This window comes from Amycolatopsis sp. EV170708-02-1 (genome assembly GCF_022479115.1).
GTDB lineage: Bacteria > Actinomycetota > Actinomycetes > Mycobacteriales > Pseudonocardiaceae > Amycolatopsis.
Window position 1 is genome coordinate 6,261,849 of record NZ_CP092497.1, and the last position, 21,266, is coordinate 6,283,114.

Annotated in this window: 22 protein-coding genes; 9 read left to right on the forward strand and 13 right to left on the reverse strand. The window is 69.2% G+C overall.

Features of this window, described 5'->3' with window-relative positions; translation table 11 throughout:
* Nucleotides 1-34: 34 nt before the first annotated feature.
* Nucleotides 35-1,285, forward strand: a complete 1,251-nt coding sequence (locus tag MJQ72_RS28320) for a beta-ketoacyl synthase (protein WP_240594147.1) — start codon at nucleotides 35-37, stop codon at nucleotides 1,283-1,285.
* Between the two features lie 61 nt (nucleotides 1,286-1,346).
* Here MJQ72_RS28320 and MJQ72_RS28325 read toward each other — a convergent pair whose 3' ends face one another.
* Entirely contained in the window at nucleotides 1,347-1,859 is a 513-nt protein-coding gene (locus tag MJQ72_RS28325) for an RICIN domain-containing protein (protein ID WP_240594148.1), read from the reverse strand.
* 138 nt (nucleotides 1,860-1,997) lie between these two features.
* Here MJQ72_RS28325 and MJQ72_RS28330 point away from each other — a divergent pair, with 138 nt between their 5' ends.
* Nucleotides 1,998-3,539: an alpha/beta fold hydrolase gene (locus tag MJQ72_RS28330; protein WP_240594149.1), complete on the forward strand. Its 1,542-nt coding sequence runs from the start codon at nucleotides 1,998-2,000 to the stop codon at nucleotides 3,537-3,539.
* Here the strand turns inward: MJQ72_RS28330 and MJQ72_RS28335 are convergent.
* From MJQ72_RS28335 to MJQ72_RS44695, 6 genes are all read right to left on the reverse strand, one after another.
* A complete protein-coding gene (locus tag MJQ72_RS28335) occupies nucleotides 3,527-5,887 on the reverse strand; it encodes a cation-translocating P-type ATPase (protein ID WP_240594150.1) in 2,361 nt (786 codons plus the stop codon). The genes MJQ72_RS28330 and MJQ72_RS28335 overlap by 13 nt on opposite strands.
* A 65-nt stretch (nucleotides 5,888-5,952) precedes the next feature.
* Nucleotides 5,953-6,546 (reverse strand): hypothetical protein, encoded by a 594-nt coding sequence (locus MJQ72_RS28340; protein ID WP_240594151.1) that lies wholly within the window; start codon nucleotides 6,544-6,546, stop codon nucleotides 5,953-5,955.
* A 42-nt stretch (nucleotides 6,547-6,588) separates the two neighbouring features.
* Nucleotides 6,589-7,092 carry a DUF3145 domain-containing protein gene (locus MJQ72_RS28345; protein ID WP_016336127.1) on the reverse strand — a complete coding sequence of 168 codons (504 nt, stop codon included), beginning with the start codon at nucleotides 7,090-7,092 and terminating at the stop codon, nucleotides 6,589-6,591.
* 317 nt (nucleotides 7,093-7,409) lie between these two features.
* Nucleotides 7,410-8,882: a S8 family serine peptidase gene (locus MJQ72_RS28350; RefSeq protein WP_240594152.1), complete on the reverse strand. Its 1,473-nt coding sequence runs from the start codon at nucleotides 8,880-8,882 to the stop codon at nucleotides 7,410-7,412.
* A 213-nt stretch (nucleotides 8,883-9,095) separates the two neighbouring features.
* The gene (locus MJQ72_RS28355; RefSeq protein WP_240594153.1) at nucleotides 9,096-9,449 is read right to left on the reverse strand and encodes a hypothetical protein; all 354 of its coding nucleotides are present in this window, start codon (nucleotides 9,447-9,449) and stop codon (nucleotides 9,096-9,098) included.
* Nucleotides 9,450-9,674: 225 nt separating this feature from the next.
* Nucleotides 9,675-9,806: a hypothetical protein gene (locus MJQ72_RS44695; RefSeq protein ID WP_256464089.1), complete on the reverse strand. Its 132-nt coding sequence runs from the start codon at nucleotides 9,804-9,806 to the stop codon at nucleotides 9,675-9,677.
* A 152-nt stretch (nucleotides 9,807-9,958) separates the two neighbouring features.
* On the opposite strand from MJQ72_RS44695, the gene MJQ72_RS28360 reads away from it, so the two are divergent.
* The gene (locus MJQ72_RS28360; RefSeq protein WP_240594154.1) at nucleotides 9,959-10,549 is read left to right on the forward strand and encodes a hypothetical protein; all 591 of its coding nucleotides are present in this window, start codon (nucleotides 9,959-9,961) and stop codon (nucleotides 10,547-10,549) included.
* On the opposite strand, the gene MJQ72_RS28365 is transcribed toward MJQ72_RS28360, so the two are convergent.
* On the reverse strand, nucleotides 10,546-11,919 hold the full coding sequence (locus MJQ72_RS28365; RefSeq protein WP_240594155.1) for an NAD(P)/FAD-dependent oxidoreductase: 1,374 nt from the start codon (nucleotides 11,917-11,919) through the stop codon (nucleotides 10,546-10,548). The genes MJQ72_RS28360 and MJQ72_RS28365 overlap by 4 nt on opposite strands.
* Before the next feature lie 156 nt (nucleotides 11,920-12,075).
* Here MJQ72_RS28365 and MJQ72_RS28370 point away from each other — a divergent pair, with 156 nt between their 5' ends.
* Complete coding sequence (locus tag MJQ72_RS28370; RefSeq protein WP_396426882.1) at nucleotides 12,076-12,792, forward strand: histone-like nucleoid-structuring protein Lsr2; 717 nt, start codon at nucleotides 12,076-12,078, stop codon at nucleotides 12,790-12,792.
* A gap of 94 nt (nucleotides 12,793-12,886) precedes the next feature.
* On the opposite strand, the gene MJQ72_RS28375 is transcribed toward MJQ72_RS28370, so the two are convergent.
* The 5 genes from MJQ72_RS28375 to MJQ72_RS28395 form a co-directional block, all read right to left on the reverse strand.
* Nucleotides 12,887-13,630 (reverse strand): lipoate--protein ligase family protein, encoded by a 744-nt coding sequence (locus MJQ72_RS28375; protein WP_240594157.1) that lies wholly within the window; start codon nucleotides 13,628-13,630, stop codon nucleotides 12,887-12,889.
* Nucleotides 13,627-15,012: an NAD(P)(+) transhydrogenase (Re/Si-specific) subunit beta gene (locus tag MJQ72_RS28380; protein WP_125737942.1), complete on the reverse strand. Its 1,386-nt coding sequence runs from the start codon at nucleotides 15,010-15,012 to the stop codon at nucleotides 13,627-13,629. Before MJQ72_RS28380 ends, MJQ72_RS28375 begins: the two co-directional genes overlap by 4 nt.
* Complete coding sequence (locus tag MJQ72_RS28385; RefSeq protein ID WP_007032801.1) at nucleotides 15,009-15,308, reverse strand: NAD(P) transhydrogenase subunit alpha; 300 nt, start codon at nucleotides 15,306-15,308, stop codon at nucleotides 15,009-15,011. Before MJQ72_RS28385 ends, MJQ72_RS28380 begins: the two co-directional genes overlap by 4 nt.
* On the reverse strand, nucleotides 15,308-16,414 hold the full coding sequence (locus MJQ72_RS28390) for a Re/Si-specific NAD(P)(+) transhydrogenase subunit alpha (RefSeq protein WP_240594158.1): 1,107 nt from the start codon (nucleotides 16,412-16,414) through the stop codon (nucleotides 15,308-15,310). Before MJQ72_RS28390 ends, MJQ72_RS28385 begins: the two co-directional genes overlap by 1 nt.
* Before the next feature lie 268 nt (nucleotides 16,415-16,682).
* Nucleotides 16,683-17,303, reverse strand: a complete 621-nt coding sequence (locus MJQ72_RS28395; RefSeq protein WP_396426883.1) for a TetR family transcriptional regulator — start codon at nucleotides 17,301-17,303, stop codon at nucleotides 16,683-16,685.
* A 125-nt stretch (nucleotides 17,304-17,428) separates the two neighbouring features.
* Between MJQ72_RS28395 and MJQ72_RS28400 the strand changes: the two genes are divergently transcribed.
* The 5 genes from MJQ72_RS28400 (at nucleotide 17,429) to MJQ72_RS28420 (ending at nucleotide 21,242) form a co-directional block, all read left to right on the forward strand.
* Entirely contained in the window at nucleotides 17,429-18,520 is a 1,092-nt protein-coding gene (locus tag MJQ72_RS28400; protein ID WP_240594160.1) for a ferredoxin reductase, read from the forward strand.
* A gap of 13 nt (nucleotides 18,521-18,533) precedes the next feature.
* Nucleotides 18,534-19,649, forward strand: a complete 1,116-nt coding sequence (locus MJQ72_RS28405) for an acyl-CoA desaturase (protein ID WP_240594161.1) — start codon at nucleotides 18,534-18,536, stop codon at nucleotides 19,647-19,649.
* Between the two features lie 10 nt (nucleotides 19,650-19,659).
* Nucleotides 19,660-19,860, forward strand: coding sequence for a hypothetical protein (locus MJQ72_RS28410; RefSeq protein ID WP_240594162.1), 201 nt, complete (start codon nucleotides 19,660-19,662; stop codon nucleotides 19,858-19,860).
* A 150-nt stretch (nucleotides 19,861-20,010) separates the two neighbouring features.
* Nucleotides 20,011-20,163 (forward strand): hypothetical protein, encoded by a 153-nt coding sequence (locus MJQ72_RS28415; protein ID WP_240594163.1) that lies wholly within the window; start codon nucleotides 20,011-20,013, stop codon nucleotides 20,161-20,163.
* 23 nt (nucleotides 20,164-20,186) lie between these two features.
* Nucleotides 20,187-21,242: a sensor domain-containing protein gene (locus tag MJQ72_RS28420; protein WP_240594164.1), complete on the forward strand. Its 1,056-nt coding sequence runs from the start codon at nucleotides 20,187-20,189 to the stop codon at nucleotides 21,240-21,242.
* Nucleotides 21,243-21,266: the final 24 nt, after the last annotated feature.

Genomic DNA, 21,266 nt, shown 5'->3' on the forward strand with positions numbered 1-21,266 from the left:
CTTCTTGATTGGCGCCGACCTTGGGGAGACTCCAATGAGCAACAACGACGTCGTGATCACCGGGATGGGCGCGACCACGCCGCTCGGCGGGGACGTCGCGTCCACGTGGGACGGCCTGCTCGCCGGGGCGAGCGGGATCCGCCGCATCGAAGCCGACTGGGTCGACGAACTCGAGCTGCCGGTGAAGATCGGCGCCATGCTCGCCGTCGACCCGTCCGAAGTCCTGCCGCGGGTTCAGGCCCGGCGGCTGGACCGCTGTGAGCAGGTGGCGCTCATCGCCGCCCGCCAGGCTTGGGCGGACGCGGGCTTCGAGCAGCCGACCGACGAGCATCAGGATGTGGAACCCGAGCGCCTCGGGGTGACCATCGGTACCGGTGTCGGCGGTCCGGTCACCCTGATCTCCCAGAACGACCTTCTGCACAAGCAGGGACTCCGCAAGGTCTCCCCACTGACCGTGCCGATGCTGATGCCGAACGGCCCCGCCGCTCACGTCGGGATCGACCTGAAGGCGCGTGCCGGTGTGCACTCGCCCGCGTCGGCCTGCGCGTCGGGCGCGGAAGGCATCGCCGCCGGCTACGAGATGATCCGCTCGGGCCGTGCCGACGTCGTGATCGCCGGTGGTGCCGAATCGTGCATCCACCCGATCACCCTCGCCGGTTTCGCCCAGGCGCGGACGGTGTCCACCCGCAACGACGACCCGGCGAAGGCGTCCAGGCCGTTCGACGTGAACCGTGACGGTTTCGTCCTCGGCGAGGGCTCCGGGGTCGTGATCCTGGAGCGGGCGGACCGGGCCAAGGCCCGCAACGCGCGGATCTACGCTCAGCTGAGCGGGTACGGGATCACCTCGGACGCCTACCACATCACGGGCAACCACCCCGAGGGCGTCGGCCAGATCGCCGCCATGCGGCAGGCGATGACGATGGCCGGGGTCTCCCCGGCCGACGTCGGCCACGTCAACGCGCACGCGACCTCGACGGTCGTCGGCGACGTCGGCGAGGCCGCGGCGATCCGCAACGCCATCGGCGAGCACGTCGTGGTGACGGCTCCCAAGGGCGCGCTCGGCCACCTGGTCGGCGGAGCGGGCGCGGTCGAGGGCATCGCCACGATCCTGGCGATCTACCACGGGCTCATCCCGGCGACGCTGAACCTCGAGAACCTGGACCCGAAGGTGCAGCTCGACGTCGTCTCCGGCGAGGCGCGCAAGGTGGAGCTGGGCGCGGCGATCAGCAACTCGTTCGGCTTCGGCGGGCACAACACGGCGCTGTTGTTCACCCCGGCGGCCTGATTTCAGTACGTGAAGGCCCCTTCACCGCGCTAGACGCGGTGAAGGGGGCCTTCACGTATTTCTAACGGTGGATCAGCCACAGCGTCATGGGGTGGTCCTGCTGGCAGTCGTAGATCTGCATCTGCGTGAGATCCGCGGTCTCCCCCTTGGCGTCCAGGCACCGCGTCGGGTTGCCGCCGCCGACCTTGGACCGGATGAAGTCCGGCACGGAGTTGGGGATCACCGCTGGTGGGACCCAGCGCTGTCCGCTGTTCGTATTGCAGGTCACCTGGATCACCGGCGCCCTGTTGGTGTTGCTGCCCAGGACATCCATGCAGTGGCCGCTGGCCTGGTTGATGAAGTAGAAAGTGTCGGAAGTGTTGGGAACGATCGCCCATTTCTGGACGGCGTTGTTGTTGCAGGGCATCTGCACCACAGGCACGGTGTTCCCGAGTGGGTTGCTCGGATGCGGCTGGATGCACTTGTTGCTGCCGTAGTTGCGCACGCGGTAGTAGCCGTCCGCGCCCGCGGGCGGGGCGGCCAGCGCCGTCACCGCGAGCGCGGCGCTCAGCAGTCCGATGATCTTGGCCTTCATGATTCCCCTCGTCTCCCGGTTGCCGCCTATCGCGGCCTGATGGGTCGAGACTGACCGGGTGTGCTGCGCCGCCACTGCGCCCGCGCTGCGGTGGAACGTTTTCGCCTCGGGCGACGACCTCTCCAGGGAGGGGGTCTCATGCTGGTGCGGATTCTCGGGCCGGTGGACGTCGTGGCCGACGGCGTGGTGCGACCGGTGCAGGGCTCGCTGCGCAAGGCGTTGCTCGCGGTGCTGGCCTTGCAAGCGGGCGAGATCGTCAGCGTCGACCGGCTCGTCGACGTGGTGTGGGGTGCTCGGCCGCCCACGGCGAACACGGTGCAGACCCACGTTTCGGCGTTGCGGCGCATGCTGGGCGACCGCGACGCGATCGTGGCTCGCTCCCCCGGCTATGTCCTGAACGCGGCGACGGATCTGGCCCGCGCACAGCGGCTGATCGAGCGGGCCGGACAGGCACCGGATCCCGCCGCGCGCCTGCGGGAGGCCTTGGCGTTGTGGCGGGACAAGCCGCTGGCCGATGTCACCGGTATGCCGTGGCTGGACGAACAGGCCGAGCGGCTCGCGTTGCTGCGGCTCGACGCCGTCGAAGCGCTCAACGAGGCTGGGCTGGCCCTGGGCGAGCACGCGCGGCTCGTGCCCGAACTGGAAGAGCTGTGCCGCCTGCATCCGTTCCGCGAGCACCTGCACCGGCAGCTGATGCTCGCGTTGTACGGCGTGGGACGGCAGGCGGACGCCCTCGACGTGTACGACCGGCTACGGCGGGCGCTGGACGAACAGCTGGGTGTCGAGCCGGGCCCGGCGATGCGCGAGTCGCACGCCGCGCTGCTCCGTCAGGACACCTCCCTCGAACGGCCCCCGGCAGTGCTCACCGCCGAGCCGAACAGGTTCTGCACGACCGGCTCCGGCGCGCGGATCGCCTACAACGCCACCGGAGCGGGGCCCCCGCTGGTGATCCCGCCCGCCTGGATCTCGGCGCTGGAGCTGGGCTGGGAGGACCCGGGACTACGCGCGTTCTGCGCACCCTTGGTGGCCGGGCACCGGGTGATCCGGTACGACATGCCGGGCACCGGGTTGTCCGGCCCCCTTGTCCGGCCGCGGTCGCTCGACGGTGAGGTCGAAGCGCTGCGCACGGTCGTCGACGCGGTCGGCGCGGAGCGGGTGGCGCTGCTCGGTGTGTCGATGGGCGCGCCGGTGGCGCTGGCGTTCGCGGCCCGCCATCCCCACCGGGTGGATCGCCTCGTGCTGTACGGCGGGTACGCCGACGGCGCCGCCATCGCGCCCGCGTCCGCCCGGCGGGCGTTCGTGGGCCTGGTCCGCGAGAACTGGGGCCTCGGCACCGAACTGCTCGCCGACGTCCTGATGCCCGACGGCGACGCGGCGGCCCGCGCGCGGTTCGTCCGCATGCAACGCGCGACGGCGTCCGCCGAGACGGCCGCGGGCTTGCTGACCACCTGCTACGGATTCCGCGTCACCGAACTGCTCGACCAGGTCGCCGTCCCGACCTTGGTGCTGCACCGGCGAGAAGACCGGGCCATCCCGTACGCCTCGGGCAAAGAACTCGCCACCCGCATCCGGGACGCCCGGTTCGTCGCGTTGGAGGGCCGCAGTCATTTCCCGTACGTCGGAGACGCGCCCGCGGTGGTGAACGCGATCGTGGACTTCCTCGCCTGTCACGCCTCCTGACGCTTGACCAGGTGCCGCCCTGCCCACCAGGCGATCTCCACCAGCACGATCCCCACTCCGGCGCAGGCGAAGGCCGACAGCGTGTACGCGCTCACCGTCGGGTCCAGCGCGAAGAACTTCTGCGTGAACGGGATCAGGAACAGCGCGAGGGTCAGCACGACCATCCCGCCGATCAGCAGGATCTTCCACCACCGGTACGGCCGCGCGACGATCCCGAGCACCCACAGCGCGATCGTGATCAGGGTGATCAGCGCCGTCGTCCCCGCCTGGATCTTGTCCAGTTCGGACTGTCCGGAACCCTTGTACACCAGCAGGTAGCTCACGAACGTCGCGGTGGCGATGACCAGCCCGGCCGGTACGGCCATCCGCATCACCCGGCCGACGAAACCGGTGCGGGCGCGTTCGTTGTTCGGCGCCAGCGAGAGCACGAAGGCGGGCAGGCCGATCGTGAACCAGGCGGTGATCGTGATGTGCCGCGGCAGGAACGGGAACGGCACCTGCGCGATGCCGACCATCAGCGCCAGCAGTACCGAGTAGACGGTCTTGGTGAGGAACAGGTTCGAGACGCGCTCGATGTTGCCGATCACCCGCCGCCCCTCGGCGACGACATGCGGCAGGGTGGCGAACTTGTCGTCCAGCAGCACGATCTGCGCCACCGCGCGGGTGGCCGGGCTGCCGGCGCCCATGGCGACGCCGATGTCCGCGTCCTTCAGCGCGAGGACGTCGTTCACACCGTCGCCGGTCATCGCGACGGTGTGCCCCTTCGACTGCAGCGCACCGACCATCGCGCGTTTCTGCAGCGGCGTCACGCGGCCGAAGACGGCGCGATCCTCCACGGTGTCGGCCAGCTTTTCGGCGTCGTCCGGCAGCTTCCGCGCGTCGATGGGTTTGTCCGCGCCCGGCAGGTCCAGGGTGCCCGCGACCGCGCCCACCGAAATGGCGTTGTCGCCGGAGATGACCTTGACCGCGACATCCTGGTGCGCGAAGAAGTCCAAAGTGTCCTTCGCGTCGGGACGGACCTTCTGCTCCAGCACCACGAGCGCGACCGGCTCGATGTCGCCGGGGCCCTCGGACGCGTCGACGGCCCGTTCGGCCCGGCCCAGCAGGAGGACACGCAGGCCGCGCGAGCCGATCTTCTCGGCCTCCGCCCGGTGCTCCCCCTCCGGCAGCAGGACGTCGGCCGCGCCGAGCACCCAGTCGCCGTCGCCGCCGAACGACGCGCCACTCCACTTGCGCGCCGAAGAGAACGGCATCGTCGTGGAGACACGCCAGCCTGGATCGGTCCGGTACGCCTCAGCGATCGCCTGCAGGCTCGCGTTCGGGCGGGGGTCGGCGGCGGCGAGCGCGGCCAGCACGTCGTCCACCGGATGCCCCGGCGTGATCTCCCGGACCTCGGAAAGCCGCATCGCGTTCTCGGTGAGCGTGCCGGTCTTGTCCGCGCACACCACATCGACGCGGGCGAGACCTTCGATGGCCGGGAGTTCCTGCACCAGGCACTGGCGCTTGCCCAGCCGGATGACGCCGACCGCCAGCGCGACGCTGGTCATCAGCACCAGGCCCTCGGGCACCATCGGCACGAGCGCCGCGACCATGCCGCGCAGCGCGTCCGGCCACGCCTGGTCGCCCGCGAGCTGGTTGTAGATGGTCAGCGCGCCCGCCGGGATGAGCAGGTACGTGATGAACTTGAGGATCTTGTCGATGCCTTGGCGCAGCTCCGACTTCACCAAGGTGAACTTGCTGGCCTCCGCGGCCAGTTTCGCGGCGTAGGACTCGTCGCCGATGATGTCCGCGCGGTAGGTGCCGCTGCCCGCGACGACGAAGCTGCCGGAGAGCACCTTGTCACCGGGCTGCTTGACCACCGGATCGGATTCACCGGTCAGCAGCGATTCGTCGACCTCGAGCGCGTCGGCGGTCAGCGCCGGGCCGTCGACGACGATCTTGTCGCCCGGCCCCAGCTCGACGAGGTCGCCGAGGACGACGTCCTCCGGGGCGATCTCGGTGCTTTGCCCGTCACGGCGCACGGTCGGCTTCGCCTGTCCGACGATGGCGAGCCGTTCCAGCGTGCGTTTCGCCCGGAGCTCCTGGATGATGCCGACCGCGCTGTTGACGATGATCAGCCCGCCGAACAGCCCGTCGATGAAATACCCCGTCGACAGGATGAGCACGAAGAGCACACCGTAGATCGCGTTGATCCTGGTGAAGACGTTCGCGCGGATGATCTCGCCGGTGGTCCGGCTGGTCTTCGTCGAGACCGCGTTGGTCTGGCCCGCGGCCACCCGCTGGGCGACCTCTTCGCTGGTGAGCCCCCTCGAGGCGTCGGTCAGCAGGGCCGGCTGGTCGATTGCCATGCCCGCGACTCTATTCGGCCCGGCCCGCTCCCGCGTCAGCCTCGGGGACCATGTCGCCCCTTACTTCAGCATCTTTCGTGTTCGGGGTTGGTGCCGCCGTCGGTCGTGTCGACGCGCCACGACCCGCTCTCCAGCCGCAGCGGCAGCACCAGCCGCCACCGGATGCATCCCTCGGGCAGGTACACCGGCGCGTCTTCGACGTCCTGCGTGCTGGTGAAGGCGACGAGCACCCGGAGCGAATTCGGCGCGCCCGGCTCGATGCGATAGACGAGAATGCTGCCGTCCCGAGTGGACTGGAAGTCCTTCTTCCACTCCGCCGAGGTCTTGGTCTTGGCGCGTTCACGGCTGACCACCGAAGTCCACTTCAGATAGTCACGCTCGTTGATGGAGTCGAAATACCCCTGCAGCACCTGGCGGACGCTCTGGTACTGCGGATGCGCGAAGACGTCGGGGGTCACCTCGACGACGGGCGAACCCGGCTGTTGCTCCGGGGCGACCGACGTCGGCGACTCGCTGACGACCGGCTGGGTGGGCTCGGCCTCCGGGCGCGTGTAGAGATCGCGTGCCAGCAGCCCGACGCCGACGGTCAAGGAGATCACGACCACGAGGACGGGGATCAGCCACCGCTGGCGAGAGAGGGGGCGAGGCTGGGCGGTCACCCTGAAAGGTTAGCCGCCCGCCTCTTCCGTCATCACCGGCGTCTACCCGACTTGGTGCAGCCAGGTGACCGGGGCACCGTCACCGGCGTGCCGGTACGGTTCGAGCGCTTCGTCCCAATTGGCGGCGAGGAGCTCGTCGAGCTTGTGCGCCAGCGATTCGCCGGAGCGGACCTTGCTCACCAGGGCGCGCAACTGGTCCTCGCCCACGACGATGTCGCCGTTGGCACTGGTCCTGCCGTGCCACAGGCCGAGGCCCGGAGCGAAACAGAACCTCTCCCCGTCGACCCCCGCACTGGGCTCTTCGGTGACTTCGAACCGGATCATCGGCCACGCCTTGAGCGCGGACGCCAGCTTTCCGCCGGTGCCCGAAGGCGCACGCCAACCACATTCGGCGCGGAGCTGTCCTGGACTGGCGGGCTGCGCCGTCCACTTCAACTCGACTCGGGCACCCAGGGTGCCCGAAATGGCCCACTCGACGTGCGGACACACCGCAGACGGCGACGAGTGGACGTACACCACGCCACGGGTGTTGCCACGGGTGCTCACTGCTGACCTCCGCTACTCGACGAGGGGCGTCTTCCCCTACGACCTCGCGAGCTGCGCTGGTCAGGTGGCTCGTGCCGCCTCCCGGTACGCGTGAGCACATTGTGCACCCCAACTGTGCTGTTTGGCCACATGAACACCATAAGTCGCACCTGATTGGGACGCGGAACTCCTGCGAAGGCCCCCTTCTTCCGGCTGAGCCGAAGAAAAGATCCCTTCACGCGGGTTAACCCGGGGACGGCATTTGTGCCCCCATGCCGTGAGGGCCTCCTTCCCTGCTTCGACGGTAGGGAAGGAGGCCCTCACGGACTTGGGACCGCTCAGCCCTGGGCGCCGAGCGATTTCGCCGCGGCGAAGGTGTCCACCAGGCCGGTGCCCTTGTCGAAGCTCGACGTGTACGGCCCGGCCGCCACGTACGGCGAGCCGTTGGCGAACTTGTACGCGGTGCCCTTGATCGCGGCCTCGATGTCACCGGGGCTCGCGTTCGGCGCGACCTGGAACAGCTGCGCGACGATCCCGGTGATCTGCGGCGCCGCCATCGAGGTCCCGCTGATCACGTTGTAGGTGCCGAGGTCGAGCAGCCCCGGGCCGTTCTCGGGCTGCAGGCCCTGCGTGCAGATCGGCTGCGTCGGACGGCAGGCCGAAAGGATGTTCTCCCCGGGCGCGGAAACGTCGGGCCAGCTCGACTGGCTGCTCTTGAGGCCGCGCGAGGAGAAGTCGGAGACCGTGCCGTCCCGGGTTTCGGTCCCCTGATCGTTGAACGACGCCACCGAAAGCACGCCCGGCGTCTGGTCCTGCCCCGGCGGGTTGGAGAGGTTCGCCGAACCGTCGCCGCCGTCGTTCCCGTTCGCCCACACCGTGACGACGCCTTCGGCGGCGAGCGCGCGCTGCAGCTTCACCGTCGCCGAGTTCGGGTCGAAGGCGCCACCGCCGCTGGGACCGTAGGAGTTGTTGGTCACCTTGATCGGCGGGCACACCGACGCCGGGACACCCGCGCCGCACGGCGCCTTGTGGTTCTCCAGCACCCAGTTCAGCGCCGCGTCCGTCCCCAGGACGAGCAGCGCGGCCCCTGTCGAGACCGAGACGATCTTCGAGCCCGGCGCCGAACCGCCGACCTTGGTGCCGTCGGTCAGCGTCAGCCGGTTGCCGGCGGCGATGCCGGTGACATGCGTGCCGTGACCGCCGAGGGAGAGGGTGTCGGTGTCGACGGAGGTCGGGACGTCGACGATGCAGTTCGTGGCGGTGCCGTTCAGACAGAGGCTCTTGAGGTTGCGCACGACCCGCGACTTGCCGTCGGCGCCCTTGAACGCCGGATGCGTCGGGTCGACCCCGGTGTCGATGATCGCGACGGAGACACCCCTGCCGTCCACGGGCGCGCCACCGGCGTCCTTGAGCTGTGCCTGCGTCTGCAGGCTCCGCGTCGCCGTGGTGCCGGCGCTGCCGTGTGCCTTGAGCTTCTCGTTGCCTTCGACGTAGGTGACCCCGGCGGCCTTGCGCACCGCGCGCACCTGGTCGGCGGTGCCCCGGACGGCGACGACGCCGATCTTCCCGAACGAGGTGATCTTCGTGAGCCCGGCGGTGCGGGCGGCGCGTTCGGCGGTGGCGACGTCGTCGGCGTGCACGAGCGCGGTCACCCCCGCGGTGCCGGTGACGGCTGAGAGCAGGCGGGCGAGTCCGGGGGCGACGGGTGCCGACGGTCCCGCGGCCTGCGCGGGGACCATCCCCGCGGCCGGGACGGCGAGCAGGGCGACGACGAGCGCGGCGCGTCGACGCCAGGGTCGAGATACGGCCATTGCGTTTCTCCTGGTGACAGGGGGCAAGGAACTGTCACCTACCAACGAGTACCACCCGGACGGGTGACGGTGCTCACGTGCATTACAACTTTTCGGAGCAACATCACGGCGCCTACCTGGGACGTGTCTCCCCATTAGTCCGTATGGAGGCGCTAGTTTGTGCAGCGAGACCGACGAGATGGGGAGGGGTTCGGTGCGACTCGTTCGCCTCGCTCAACAGCCGTCCCGGGTGGCCGAGGACGTCCGCGCCGCGCTGGCTTCACTCGGCCGGGGCAGCACTGTCGTCGGCGGGGTCGCGCTGATCGGCGCCAGCCCGGTCGAGGGACGGCCCGTCGAAGCCGTCGTGGTCATGCCGAAGGGTGTCCTCATCGTCATCGGGGTCGACCTGCCGGACCCGGCGCTGAAACTCGAAGCCCCGCTCGGCGGACCGTGGAAGGCCGATGGCTGGCCGCTGGTCCACGGCGACACCTCGATCAACCCGGCCACGGACGCGCTCTCGCTGTCCGCCGCGTGCACGCACAAGATCGCCGACGTCGCTCCCGGCGCCGGGCCGATCGGCACGATCATCGCCGTCGGCCCCTACGTGGAGACGGTCGACCAGCCCGCCGCGGATCTCGCCGGTTCGGTCCGCGTCCTGTATCCGACGGCGACGACGATGCTCGCCGCGACGGTCTCCCTGGCCACCGCGCCCCGGCCCCGTTCGGTCCAGCAGGCGCGGGACCTGATCGCCGCGCTCGCGCCGGACGCGCCGCCGATGCCCGAGGAGATGTTGCTCGGGGAGGGGTTCAGCGCCTACTCCGACGACGAGCCGACGGTGATCCGCGAGAACCCGCTCGTCGCGATCGCGCCGACGGTCCCGGTCCAGCATCCGGGGAAGGGCAAGAGACCGGCGAAACCGGCGGTGTCTCCCCCACCTCCCGTCAAGCCTGCCCCGCCCGTTCAGCAGGCCGCCGCTGCCAAGCCCGCCCGCCCGTTCAGCAGGCCGCCCCGCGAAGCCCGTTCCCCCGGTCCGGCAGGCCCCGGCGGCGGCCGCTCCCGCCGAGCCCGCCCCGAAGCCGTCGCGACAGTCCAAGACGGTGAAATGGCTCCCGGTCGCCGCGATCGGCTTGCTCATCGTGCTGCTGATCGCGGCCATCAGCGTGGCTTCCGGCGGCGACGACACCGCGTCCACCCAGCCTCCCCCGCCGCCGACCCCGGCGACCAGTCCCCCGCCGCCGAGCAGCAGCGCGGTGGAGAACATCCAGTTCACCTCGCGGGCGTCGGCCGCGGACCAGAAATGCGCGTCGCACGCGTACGGCGACGTCCAGTCGAGCCTTCAGCAGACGAGTTGCTCGGCGGTGAAACGGGCCAGCTTCGCCAGTTCCATCGACGGCCGGGCCGCGGCGGTGACCATCGCCGTCGTGGAATTCCCGAACACCGAGCAGGCGACCGCGTTCAAGGCCACCGCCGACACCCCCGGCGGTGGCGGCATCCTCGATCTCGCCACCGAGACCAACCAGTGGCAGGGCGAAGTGCCGGTGTTCGAAGGCGCCGCCTATCAGAGCAGCCTGGACGGGAAATCGGTCCGGCTGATCCAGGTGGTGTGGCTGCCGGGACCGTCCACTCCGGACGATCCCGGCCTCGTGCGCGGTGCCAAGGCCGCGCTCGAACTGCCCGTCAACGGCTAGAGGCCGGATGCCTCCAGCAGGCGCAACCACACTTCGCTGATCGTGGGGAACGACGGGACAGCGTGCCACAGCCTCGGCAGCGGAACCTCCCCGACGATCGCGATCGTCGCCGAATGCAGGAGTTCGGCGACGTCCTGCCCGACGAAGGTCGCACCGACCAGGACGTCGCGTTCGGTGTCGACGACGATGCGCGCCTTGCCCGCGTAACCGTCCGCGTGCAGTGACGAACCGGCCACCGCGATGTCGATGTCGACGACGCGATGCGGCTTGCCCTCCTCGGGTCCGGCGAGCCCGACCGAAGCGACCTCCGGGTCGGTGAACACGACCTGCGGGACGGCGTGGTGATCGGCCGTGGCGCTGTGCGCGCTCCATGCGGCGGAGTCGACGGGTTTGCCCGCCGCCTGCGCGGCCACCGCGTCACCCGCGGCCCTGGCCGCGTACTTGCCCTGATGGGTCAGCGGCGCCCGGCCGGTGACGTCCCCGACGGCGAACAGCCAGTCACCGTCCACAGCGGACACACGGCCGTTGTCGTCGGTCGTGAGCGGTGTGCCCGCTTCGAGCCCCACCGTCTCCACGCCGAGCCCGTCGGTCGCCGGACGGCGGCCGGTGGCGACGAGCAGTTCGTCGACGACCAACCGGTCGCCACCCTTCAACGCCAGTTCCTTACCACCGTCCACAGCGGACACGGAGTCGAGACCGGAGCCGGTGTGCACGGTGACGCCGGCTTCGCGGAGCCCCGCGATGACGGCGTCGCCCGCGAAATCGGGCAGCCGCGGCAAGGGACGCGCCCCCGAGATGATCAAGTGGACTTCGGTGCCGAGCGTGGCGAAGGCCTGCGCCATTTCGACGCCGACGACACCGCCGCCCAACACGCCGAGGCGGCGCGGGACTGCTTCCGCCGACGTCGCCTCGCGTGAACCCCACGGCGAAATCGTGTCCAGTCCGGGGATCGACGGCGTCCGCGGGACACTGCCCGTGGCGACGATCACGGCGTGCCGCGCGGTCAGCTCGTCACCTCCGTCGACCGTGACCTTCCGCTCACCGGTGATCCGGCCGTGCCCGCGGATCGGGACGATCCCGACGCCTTCGGCCCACTTGACCTGTCCGGTGTCGTCTCCCTTGCCGGTGAACCAGTCCCGGCGCGCGAACACCGCGGCCGGGTCGACCGCCTCGCCCACCGGGACACCGGGGACCCGTTTGGCGGCGGCGAGGAGGTTCCCCGGCCGCAGCAACGCCTTGCTCGGAATGCAGGCCCAGTAAGAACATTCGCCGCCGAAGCGTTCGTGTTCGACGAGCGCGACCCGAAGGCCGCCGCGCGCCGCCCGTTCGGCGGCGACCTCGCCGACCGGGCCGCCTCCGATCACGATCACGTCAAAATCCTGTGCTGACATGCATTCAGCGCACACCACCGCGCAGCTTCGCGCAACCTGCCGCTATCCTCGTGTCGCTGCGTGAGTCATCAGCCGCGGGTTCAGGTTTCACCGTGCCGGTTACGCAGTAGAACGATCGAGCGCGGGAGGTTTTTCATGGCCAGGAACACTGCTGTGCATTTGCTGGATGATCTGACCGGCGAGGCGGCCGAGGAAACGGTCGCTTTCGGTTTGGACGGAATCGCTTACGACATCGACCTTTCGGCCGACAACGCCACCGCACTCCGGGAAATCCTGCGTGCCTATGTGGAGAACGGCCGCCGGATCGGCGGACGCAAATTGCGGCCGCGGGTCGTGCAGCGGCCCAAGGGCGCGCGGGTGTCGAAGTCGACCCCGAAGACCGCGGCCACCGCGGCGAAGGCCGAGGCGAAGACCGCCGCGAAGCCGGGCCGCAAGCCCGCCGCCAAGGGTGTCGCCGGCCGCAAACCCGCCGCCGTGAAGAAGGCCGCCGCTCCCAAGGCGGAGGCCAAGACTCCCGCCAAGACCACGGCGAAAGCCACCGCGGCCAAGGCGAAGACCACCCGCGGCGCGGCGGCGAAGACCACGGCGGCCAAGGCTCCGGCCGGCCGCGCGAAGGCCGCGGCCGCGGCGAAGACCCCGGCCAAGACGGCATCGAAGGCCACCACCAAGACGACGGCCGCGAAGGCCGCTCCGAAGGCCGCGGCCAAGACGACCGCCGCGAAGACGACAGCCACCAAGGCGGCGCCGAAGGCCGCGGCCAAGGCTCCGGCGAAGAAGGCCACCGAGCCGAAGAAGACCACGCGCGCCGCCCGCAAGGTGCCCGCCGTCACTTTCTCGGCCACCGAAAAGTAATTCCGCCAAAAGCAAATGGCCCCCTTCGCGTAATCGCGCGAAGGGGGCCATTTATGTCAAGTCTCGTGAGTGGTAAGGACGGTTCTAACCGTCCTTACCACTCACGAGGCCGCACACGCTGAGCGCCTTCGGCATGCCATTCCGGGTAGTGGTACCGCGTGTGCTGGAGCGAGCGGTGCCACTCCAGCTCCTCGTCCGAGGGCTTCCGGGTGGCGAGTTCACCCAGTTGCGCGGCCGCCGCCACGCGGACGGCGGCCGTGACGTCGGCAACACCTTTACGCAGGCCGTGCTCGGCGAGCGACGCGACCCGGCTCCGGTGGGAGTCGAGCGGGCGGGGATCCGCGGGCGCCGAGGTGAGGTACCGGCCGACCCGTTCGGCGGCGGTCGAAACGAGCAGGGTGGAGTGCGCGAGCAAGCCCGTTCTCGTCCGGAAGACGGCGAAACCGCACAGCTTCGCGTCACCGACGAACAGACCTCGATCACCGAGCCGCGACGGCAGCCCGAGTTCGGCCACCGTCGCGGTCATCAGTTCCCCGAGCGCTGCCAACGGTCTGTCCGACGGCCCCGGCAGGACCAGCGTGATGTTGAGATTGCCGGGATCGTGGAACACGGTGCCGCCACCGCTCGCGCGGCGCAGCACCGGGACGCCGTCGCCCGCGCAGACGTCGGCCTTGACCTCGCGTTCGATCTTCTGCCCCCGCCCCACGACCACACAGTCGGTGTTGCGCCAGATCCACAGGACCGGCGCCTCCGGTGCGGCGCGCAGGAGGGCTTCGTCGAACGCGAGGTTGTCGGCCGGGTCGTCGAACGAGGCGACGACTTCCGAGGGACCACTCACAGTGCTTTGAGTTCCTCCACGATCTCGCCCACCGACGATTTGGCGTCGCCGAAGAGCATGCTTGTCTTCGCATCGTAGAAGAGCTCGTTGTCGATGCCGGCGAAGCCCGAGCTCATCCCGCGTTTGAGCACGATCACCGACCGGCTGTGGTTCACCTTGAGGATCGGCATCCCGTAGATGGGCGAGCCCGGATCGGTCTCCGCGGCCGGGTTCGTGACGTCGTTCGCGCCGATCACCAGCGCGACGTCGGTCTGGGCGAACTCGGAGTTGATCTCGTCCATCTCCTTGAGCTGCTCGTACGGGACGTCGGCCTCGGCGAGGAGCACGTTCATATGCCCCGGCATCCGGCCGGCCACCGGGTGGATGGCGTACGCGACCGTGATCCCCTTGGCCTCCAGCAGTTTCGCCATCTCGCGGACGACGTGTTGCGCCTGCGCGACGGCCATGCCGTACCCGGGCACGACCACGACCTTGTTGGCGTACGCCATCTGGATCGCGGTGTCGGAAGCGCTGGTGCTGCGGACCGGCCGGACCTCGCCAGATCCGCCGCTCGCGACCGCCGTGCCGCCGCCGAACCCGCCGGCGACGATGGCCGGGATCGACCGGTTCATCGCCTTCGCCATCAGGTTCGTCAGGATGGAACCCGAAGCGCCGACGATCATGCCCGCCACGATCAGCGCGGTGTTGTCGAGCGCGAGCCCCATCGCCGCGGCCGACAAGCCGGTGAGCGCGTTCAGCAACGAGATGACGACCGGCATGTCCGCGCCGCCGATCGGCAGCACGACCACCACACCGAGGATGCCCGCCGCGACCAGCAGGCCGATCATCAGCAGTTCGGCGTCGCCGCCGCTCGCGATGACGACCGCGAGCACGATCGCGGCGATCAGCACCAGCGCGTTCACCGGCTGCTGCAGTTTGCCCAGGGTGATCGGACGGCCGGAGATGAGTTCCTGCAGTTTCCCGAACGCGATGTTCGAGCCCCAGAAGGACACCGAACCGACGATCGCGGCGAACAACGACGCGATCGCGACGTACGCCGGCTCGTGCGCGTAGCCCTCGGTAGTGCGGAACTCGACCCACGCGATGAGCGCGACCGCCCCGCCGCCGACGCCGTTGAACAGCGCCACCATCTGCGGCATCGCGGTCATCTTCACCTTGCGCGCGGACGGCACGCCGACGACGACACCGATCGCCACGCCGAGCGCGATGAGCAGCCAGTTGCTCATGCCCGGGGTCAGCAGCGTCGCGATCACCGCGATGCCCATACCGACGGCGGCGATCCAGTTGCCGCGGACCGCCGTGCGCGGACCGGTCAGGCCCATGAGGCCGTAGATGAACAGGGCGAAGGAAATGATGTAGAGGACGGCGATGAAGGTCGTCACTTGTCACCACCGTCTTCCGGCTTCTTCGCCTTGAACATCGAGAGCATCCGGTCGGTGACGAGGAAGCCGCCGACCACGTTGATCGTGCCGAAGGCGATCGCGATCACCAGCAGGATCTTGTTCAATACGCCGTCGACCCCGAGGCCGAGCACGATCAGCCCGCCCAGCAGGACGATGCCGTGGATCGCGTTGGTGCCCGACATGAGCGGGGTGTGCAACGTGTTGGGCACCTTGGAAATGACCGTGAAGCCCACGAATCCGGCGAGTACGAGGATCGCCAAACTGCCGACGAGCATCACTCGCCTCCTTCTTCTTTTCCGGCGACGCAGGCCCCAGCGACGATCTCGTCCGAGAAGTCGAGCGCGAGCTTGCCTTCGGAGTCGACGAGCAGTTCCAGCAACTCGGTGACGTTGCGCGCGTAGAGCTCGCTGGAATGCGCGGGCATCTCCGCGGCGAGGTTGAGCGGCGAGCAGATGGTGACGTCGTGCTCGACGACCTCCTCGCCCGGTTTCGTCAGTTCGCAGTTGCCGCCGGACTCGCCGGCGAGGTCGACCACGACACCACCGGCGGGCATCCCCTTCACCGCGTCGGCGGTGACGAGGACCGGTGCCCGGCGGCCGGGGACGAGCGCCGTGGTGATCACGGCGTCGAACTTCGTGATCGCCTCGGTGAGCCTGCGTTGCTGCTCGGCCTTTTCCTCGTCGGTCAGCTCGCGGGCGTACCCGCCTTCGCCGACCGCCTCGATACCGAGGTCGAGGAATTTCGCGCCGAGCGACTTCACCTGCTCGCCGACCTCGGGCCGGACGTCGTATCCCGTGGTCTGCGCGCCGAGCCGTTTCGCCGTCGCCAAGGCCTGCAGCCCCGCGACGCCGGCGCCGAGCACGAGCACCTTCGCCGGTGGCACGGTTCCGGCGGCGGTGGTGAGCATCGGGAAGAAGCGGGTGAGCTTTTCCGCCGCGAGGAGGACGGCGCGATAACCCGCCACGCTGCTCTGTGACGACAACGCGTCCATCGCCTGCGCGCGGGAGATCCGCGGGATCGCCTCGACGGCGAAGGCGCGGACGCCCGCCGCTTCGAGCGCCGCTATCCCGTCGGGATCACCCCTCGGATTCAGGAAGCCGATGAGAATGGTGCCCTGTTTGAGCTTCGCGACTTCGGCCGCGCTCGGAGGCGCCACCTTCACCACGATGTCGGCATCCCACGGGTCGCCGATCACCGCGCCCGCCTGTACGAAGGTCTCGTCGGCGAGCAGCGCGCCGGCGCCCGCGCCGGGCTCGACCACCACCCGCAGTCCGCGTCCGCGGACGCGCTCGATGAGTTTCGGTACCAGCGCGATGCGACGTTCACCTTGTCCGGTTTCCCGGACCACGCCGACCGTGAGCTGCTCGTTCTCTGCCGCCACAGGCGACCTCCTCGCTGGAGAGGACCACACGAACCCGCACTGTTTACCACGTCCGGCCGACAACTTTCCTGGCTGAACGTATCCGGGCGGCATCTTTCCGTGACATCACTCATCACGATCGATCCAGCCATCGATCCAGGTGCGCGATGTCATAGGGCCGGGGCCGAAGGGGACTTTCCCCGCATCCGACGTGACGAAAGCGTCCTTCACCGCGTGTCACGCGGTGAAGGACGCTTTCAGCCCGCCTTGCAGGGCAACGGTTTCCGCATCACGGAACGCTGCGCCAGTTCGGCACGCCCAGGAAGATCAGCCGCAGCCGCCGTTCGGCCGTGCGCACGATCTCGTCGTCACGCGAAGGGGTTTCGAGCAGCTCCAGCACCGTCGTGAGCATCGTCGTCACGATCAGGTCGGCGAGCAGGTGCAGATCTTCGGTGCTCCAGTCGCGGAGGAAGTCGAAGCGCGCGAGGTCGACGGCGAGCTCGCTGACGAAGAGCTTGAGTTCGAAGCCGATCGCCTGCCGGACCGGGCCGGTGCCGCCGTAGCGCTCCCTGGTCAGGAAGTGGAAATGGTCCTCGTGCGCCCGCACGTGCTCGCGCAGGACGCGCACCGACGAGCGGATCATGTCGTTGTACGCCGACGGCCTCGTCCGCGCGGAACGGATCATCGTGCGCAAGGTGCGCATCGACTCCTCGACCAGCGCCACGCCGAGTTCGTCCATCGACGCGAAATGGCGATAGAACGCCGTCGGCACGATCCCGGCCTGTTTCGCGACCTCGCGCAGGCTGAGCCCGGAGAACCCGCGTTCCGCGACCAGGTCGAGCGCCGCGTCCAGCAGTGCCTGCCGCGTGCGCTGTTTGCGCTCCTGCCGGGAAACGGGCTCCGTTGTCACGACCGACAGCGTAATCGCCTCCGCACTATCACTCACGTCACATCGCCCTCCTCTCGCGTTGACAAGCGGGATCTTCACCACTTCACTATTCAGTGTACAAGCGTTCACTGAATCCGGGAGAAGTGATGACGGCACTGGTACCGCGCAGGGCCAGGCGGCTGGCCTCGCTGGCCGAGGCCCTGCTCACGCCCCACGGCATGGACCGCTACCTCGAACTCGTCGACCCGATGCTGGTCCGCCGCGAGGTCCGCGGCCTGGTCACCGGCGTCCGGCGGCAGACGCCCGACACGGTCACGCTGACCATCCGGCCGAGCCGGGCCTGGCGCGGCCACCTCGCCGGCCAGTACGTGCGGGTGACCGTCGAGATCGACGGCGTCCGCCGCACCCGCTGCTACTCACCGGCCGGTTCGGAGCACGACGGCTCACTGGAACTGACCATCAAGGCCGATCCGCAGGGCCTCGTCTCACGGCATCTGAACCGCACGGTCACCCTCGGCTCGGTGCTCGGACTGTCCACTGCGGACGGTGAGTTCACCCTGCCTTCGCCGCGGCCTCGGCGGATCCTGCTGCTGAGCGGCGGGAGCGGGATCACCCCGGTCTTGTCGATGCTGCGCACGCTGGCCGACGAGAAGTACGAGGGCGATCTCGCCTTCCTGCACTACTCCAACGGCGCCGAAGACGCCCTCTACCGCGCCGAGCTCGCCGACCTCGCCCGCCGCCTGCCCGGTCTGCGGGTGGTACACGCGTTCACTCACGCCAAGACCGGCGGCGATCTGCACGGGTTCTTCTCCAAGGAGCACCTCGCGGAGGCCGCTCCGTGGTACCCCGACGCCGAAACCTTCCTGTGCGGTCCGAAGCCGCTGATGGACTCGGTCCGCGAGGTTTTCGAGGCCGACGGCATCGGTGCACATCTGCACACCGAGGAGTTCACCCCGCCGGCGCTCACCTTCGACACCGAAAGCGCCGAAGGACAGGTGCGGTTCGCGCGCAGCGGCCGCGAGGTCGCCAACTCCGGGAAACCGTTGCTGGAGCAGGCCGAAGAAGCGGGACTGCGCCCGGAACACGGCTGCCGGATGGGCATCTGCTTCTCGTGCACGCAGATCAAGACCTCCGGCTGTGTGCGCAACGCCAAGACCGGCGAGACCTCCAGCGAAGAGAACGAAGAGATCCAGCTCTGCATCTCCGTCCCGGTCGGGGACGTCGAGATCAACGCTTAGAAAGGAGCAGGCCATGACCGGCTTGCAGGACAAGCTGACCCCACAGCAGGTCGAGGACTTCGGCCGCGAACTGGACGAGATCAGGCAGCGGATCGTCGCCGATCTCGGCCAGGTGGACGTCGACTACATCCACAACGTCATCAAGACCCAGCGCGCGCTCGAGGTCGCCGGCCGCGGGCTGCTGTTCGCCGGATTCTTCCCGCCCGCCTGGGTCGCCGGGGTCGCCGCGCTTTCCGTGGCGAAGATCCTCGACAACATGGAGATCGGCCACAACGTCATGCACGGCCAGTACGACTGGACGCGCGACCCGGCGCTGAGCTCCCAGCAGTTCGAATGGGACACCGTCGCGCCTTCGGAGAACTGGCGCCATTCCCACAACTACATCCACCACACCTACACCAACATCCTCGACAAGGACCGCGACATCGGTTACGGCATCCTGCGGATGGACCCGGCGCAGAAGTGGAACCCGTACTACCTGGGCAACCCGGTGTACGCGACGCTGCTCGCGCTGTTCTTCCAGTGGGGCGTCATGCTGCACGACCTCGAGGTCGACCGGGTCGCCAAGGGCGAACGCACCTGGGCCGAGAACAAGCCGGTGCTGCGGAAGATCGTGCGCAAGGCGGGGCGTCAGGTCGGCAAGGACTACGTACTCTTCCCGCTGCTGACCGGTCCGCTCGCGCCGCTGACCTTCCTCGGCAACGCCACCGCGAACCTGACGCGCAACCTGTGGGCGTTCTCGATCATCTTCTGCGGGCACTTCCCCGCCGACGTCGAGAGCTTCACCGAGGAGGAGACCGAGAACGAGTCGCGCGGCCAGTGGTACCTGCGGCAGATCCTCGGCTCGGCGAACATCACCGGCGGCAAGCTCTTCCACATCATGACCGGGAACCTCTCGCACCAGATCGAGCACCATCTGTTCCCGGACATCCCGGCGCGCCGCTACCCGGAGATCGCGGGCGAGGTGCGGGCGATCTGCGAGAAGTACGGCCTGCCGTACAACACCGGCCCTCTGCACAGGCAGCTGTTCTCGGTGGCCAAGAAGATCGTGAAACTCGCCCTGCCGTGGAACGGCGAGCCCCGCACGCCCGCTACCGTGGAGAGCGACAAGACCCTCCGAGCGGCTTAAGGTGTCTGACATGGTCGGTCAGTTCGAAAGCACCAAGGACGTGGTCCAAGAGGTCACCGAGTCCGCGGCCACCCATATCGGCAACATCGCGACGATCATCACCGGCGCGATCCGGGACATCGCCCGCGAGACCGGCGACTGGCTGACGGACGTCATCGAGATGCGCGAGGCGTCCCAGCGGGCGAAGGCGGACGAGAGCCGCGAAGACTAGGGCGTGTCCTGGCGGTAAGACCGCGCACAAGGCTCGCGGAACACGGCCGGGCATGTCGCGAAAGTGGCTTTCGCGACGTACCCGGCAGCAGCGCGAAGACTAGGGAAACCTGGATGGGCACGGGGCGGGTGGCCACGGCAAGCTGAAGCCGTGATCACCCGCCCCGCCCTGCTTGGCCGCGTCCTCAGCGCACAGCTGAACCGCGCGTACTGGGGCGAGCTGGCCTGGGTGCTCATCGGCGCGCCGCTGACGCTGGCGTTCGCGGCGCTCGTGGTCATCGGGCTGCTCCTCGGGCGGGCCTGAGCCTGCTGACCATCGGGGTTCCGGTGCTGATCGGCGTCCTGGCGGGCGCGAGGCTCATCGGCATCGCCCATATCGGCCTGGCGCGTGCCCTGCTCGGGACGACGGTCACCCCGCCCGCCCGGCCCGAACCGCGGCCAGGCCTCTGGAACGGCGTCAAAGGCAGGCTCGGGGATCCGCTCGGCTGGCGGTCGATCGCCTACCTGGTGATCCGGCTGCCGCTCTCGTTCATCGAGTTCTTCCTGGTCGTGTCGCTGTTCGTGTACGCGGTGAGCACGCTGACCTATCCGCTGTTCTGGTTCACCCTGAACGGTGAGGCCATGCCGACGTTCGACCTGCGCGTCGACACCTGGCCCCTCACCCTGCCGCTCGCCGTCACCGGGCTGGCCGTCCTGCTGGCGATGCCGTGGGTGGTCCGCGGTCTCACCGAGTTCGACCGTCTGCTGGTGCGAGGCGTCCTCGGCACCGAGGACCTTTCGAAGCGTGTGCGCGATCTCGAACGCAGCCGCGCGACCGCGGTCGACGACGCGACCCGGCGGCTGCGCCGGATCGAACGCGACCTGCACGACGGCGCGCAGGCGCAGCTGGTGGCGCTGGCGATGAAGCTCGGCATCGCGAAGGACGAACTGGCCGGTGGCGGCGACATCGAGCAGGTCACCGCCCTGGTCACCGCCGCGCACGCCAACGCGAAACAGGCACTCGTCGAACTGCGCGACCTCGCCCGCGGCATCCATCCCGCCGCGCTCGACGCCGGCCTCGACGTCGCGCTGTCCACTTTGGCCGCGGGCTCGGGCATCGACGCGCGGATCACCGTGGACCTCCCGAGCAGGCCGTCCCCGTCGATCGAGACCATCGCCTACTTCACCGTCGCCGAACTGCTGACGAATGCCGCCAAACACACTTCCGCCGCGATCGAGGTCGACGTGGGTATCGTCGGCGAAGGCCTGCGGCTCGTGGTGCGCGACGGCGGCGAAGGCGGGGCCCGGCCGGTGCGCGGCGGAGGGCTCGCCGGGATCGCCGAGCGGCTCGCGACGGTGGACGGCGGGCTCGACATCGACAGCCCTGTCGGGGGCCTACGGTGATCAGCGCGGAAATACCGATACGGA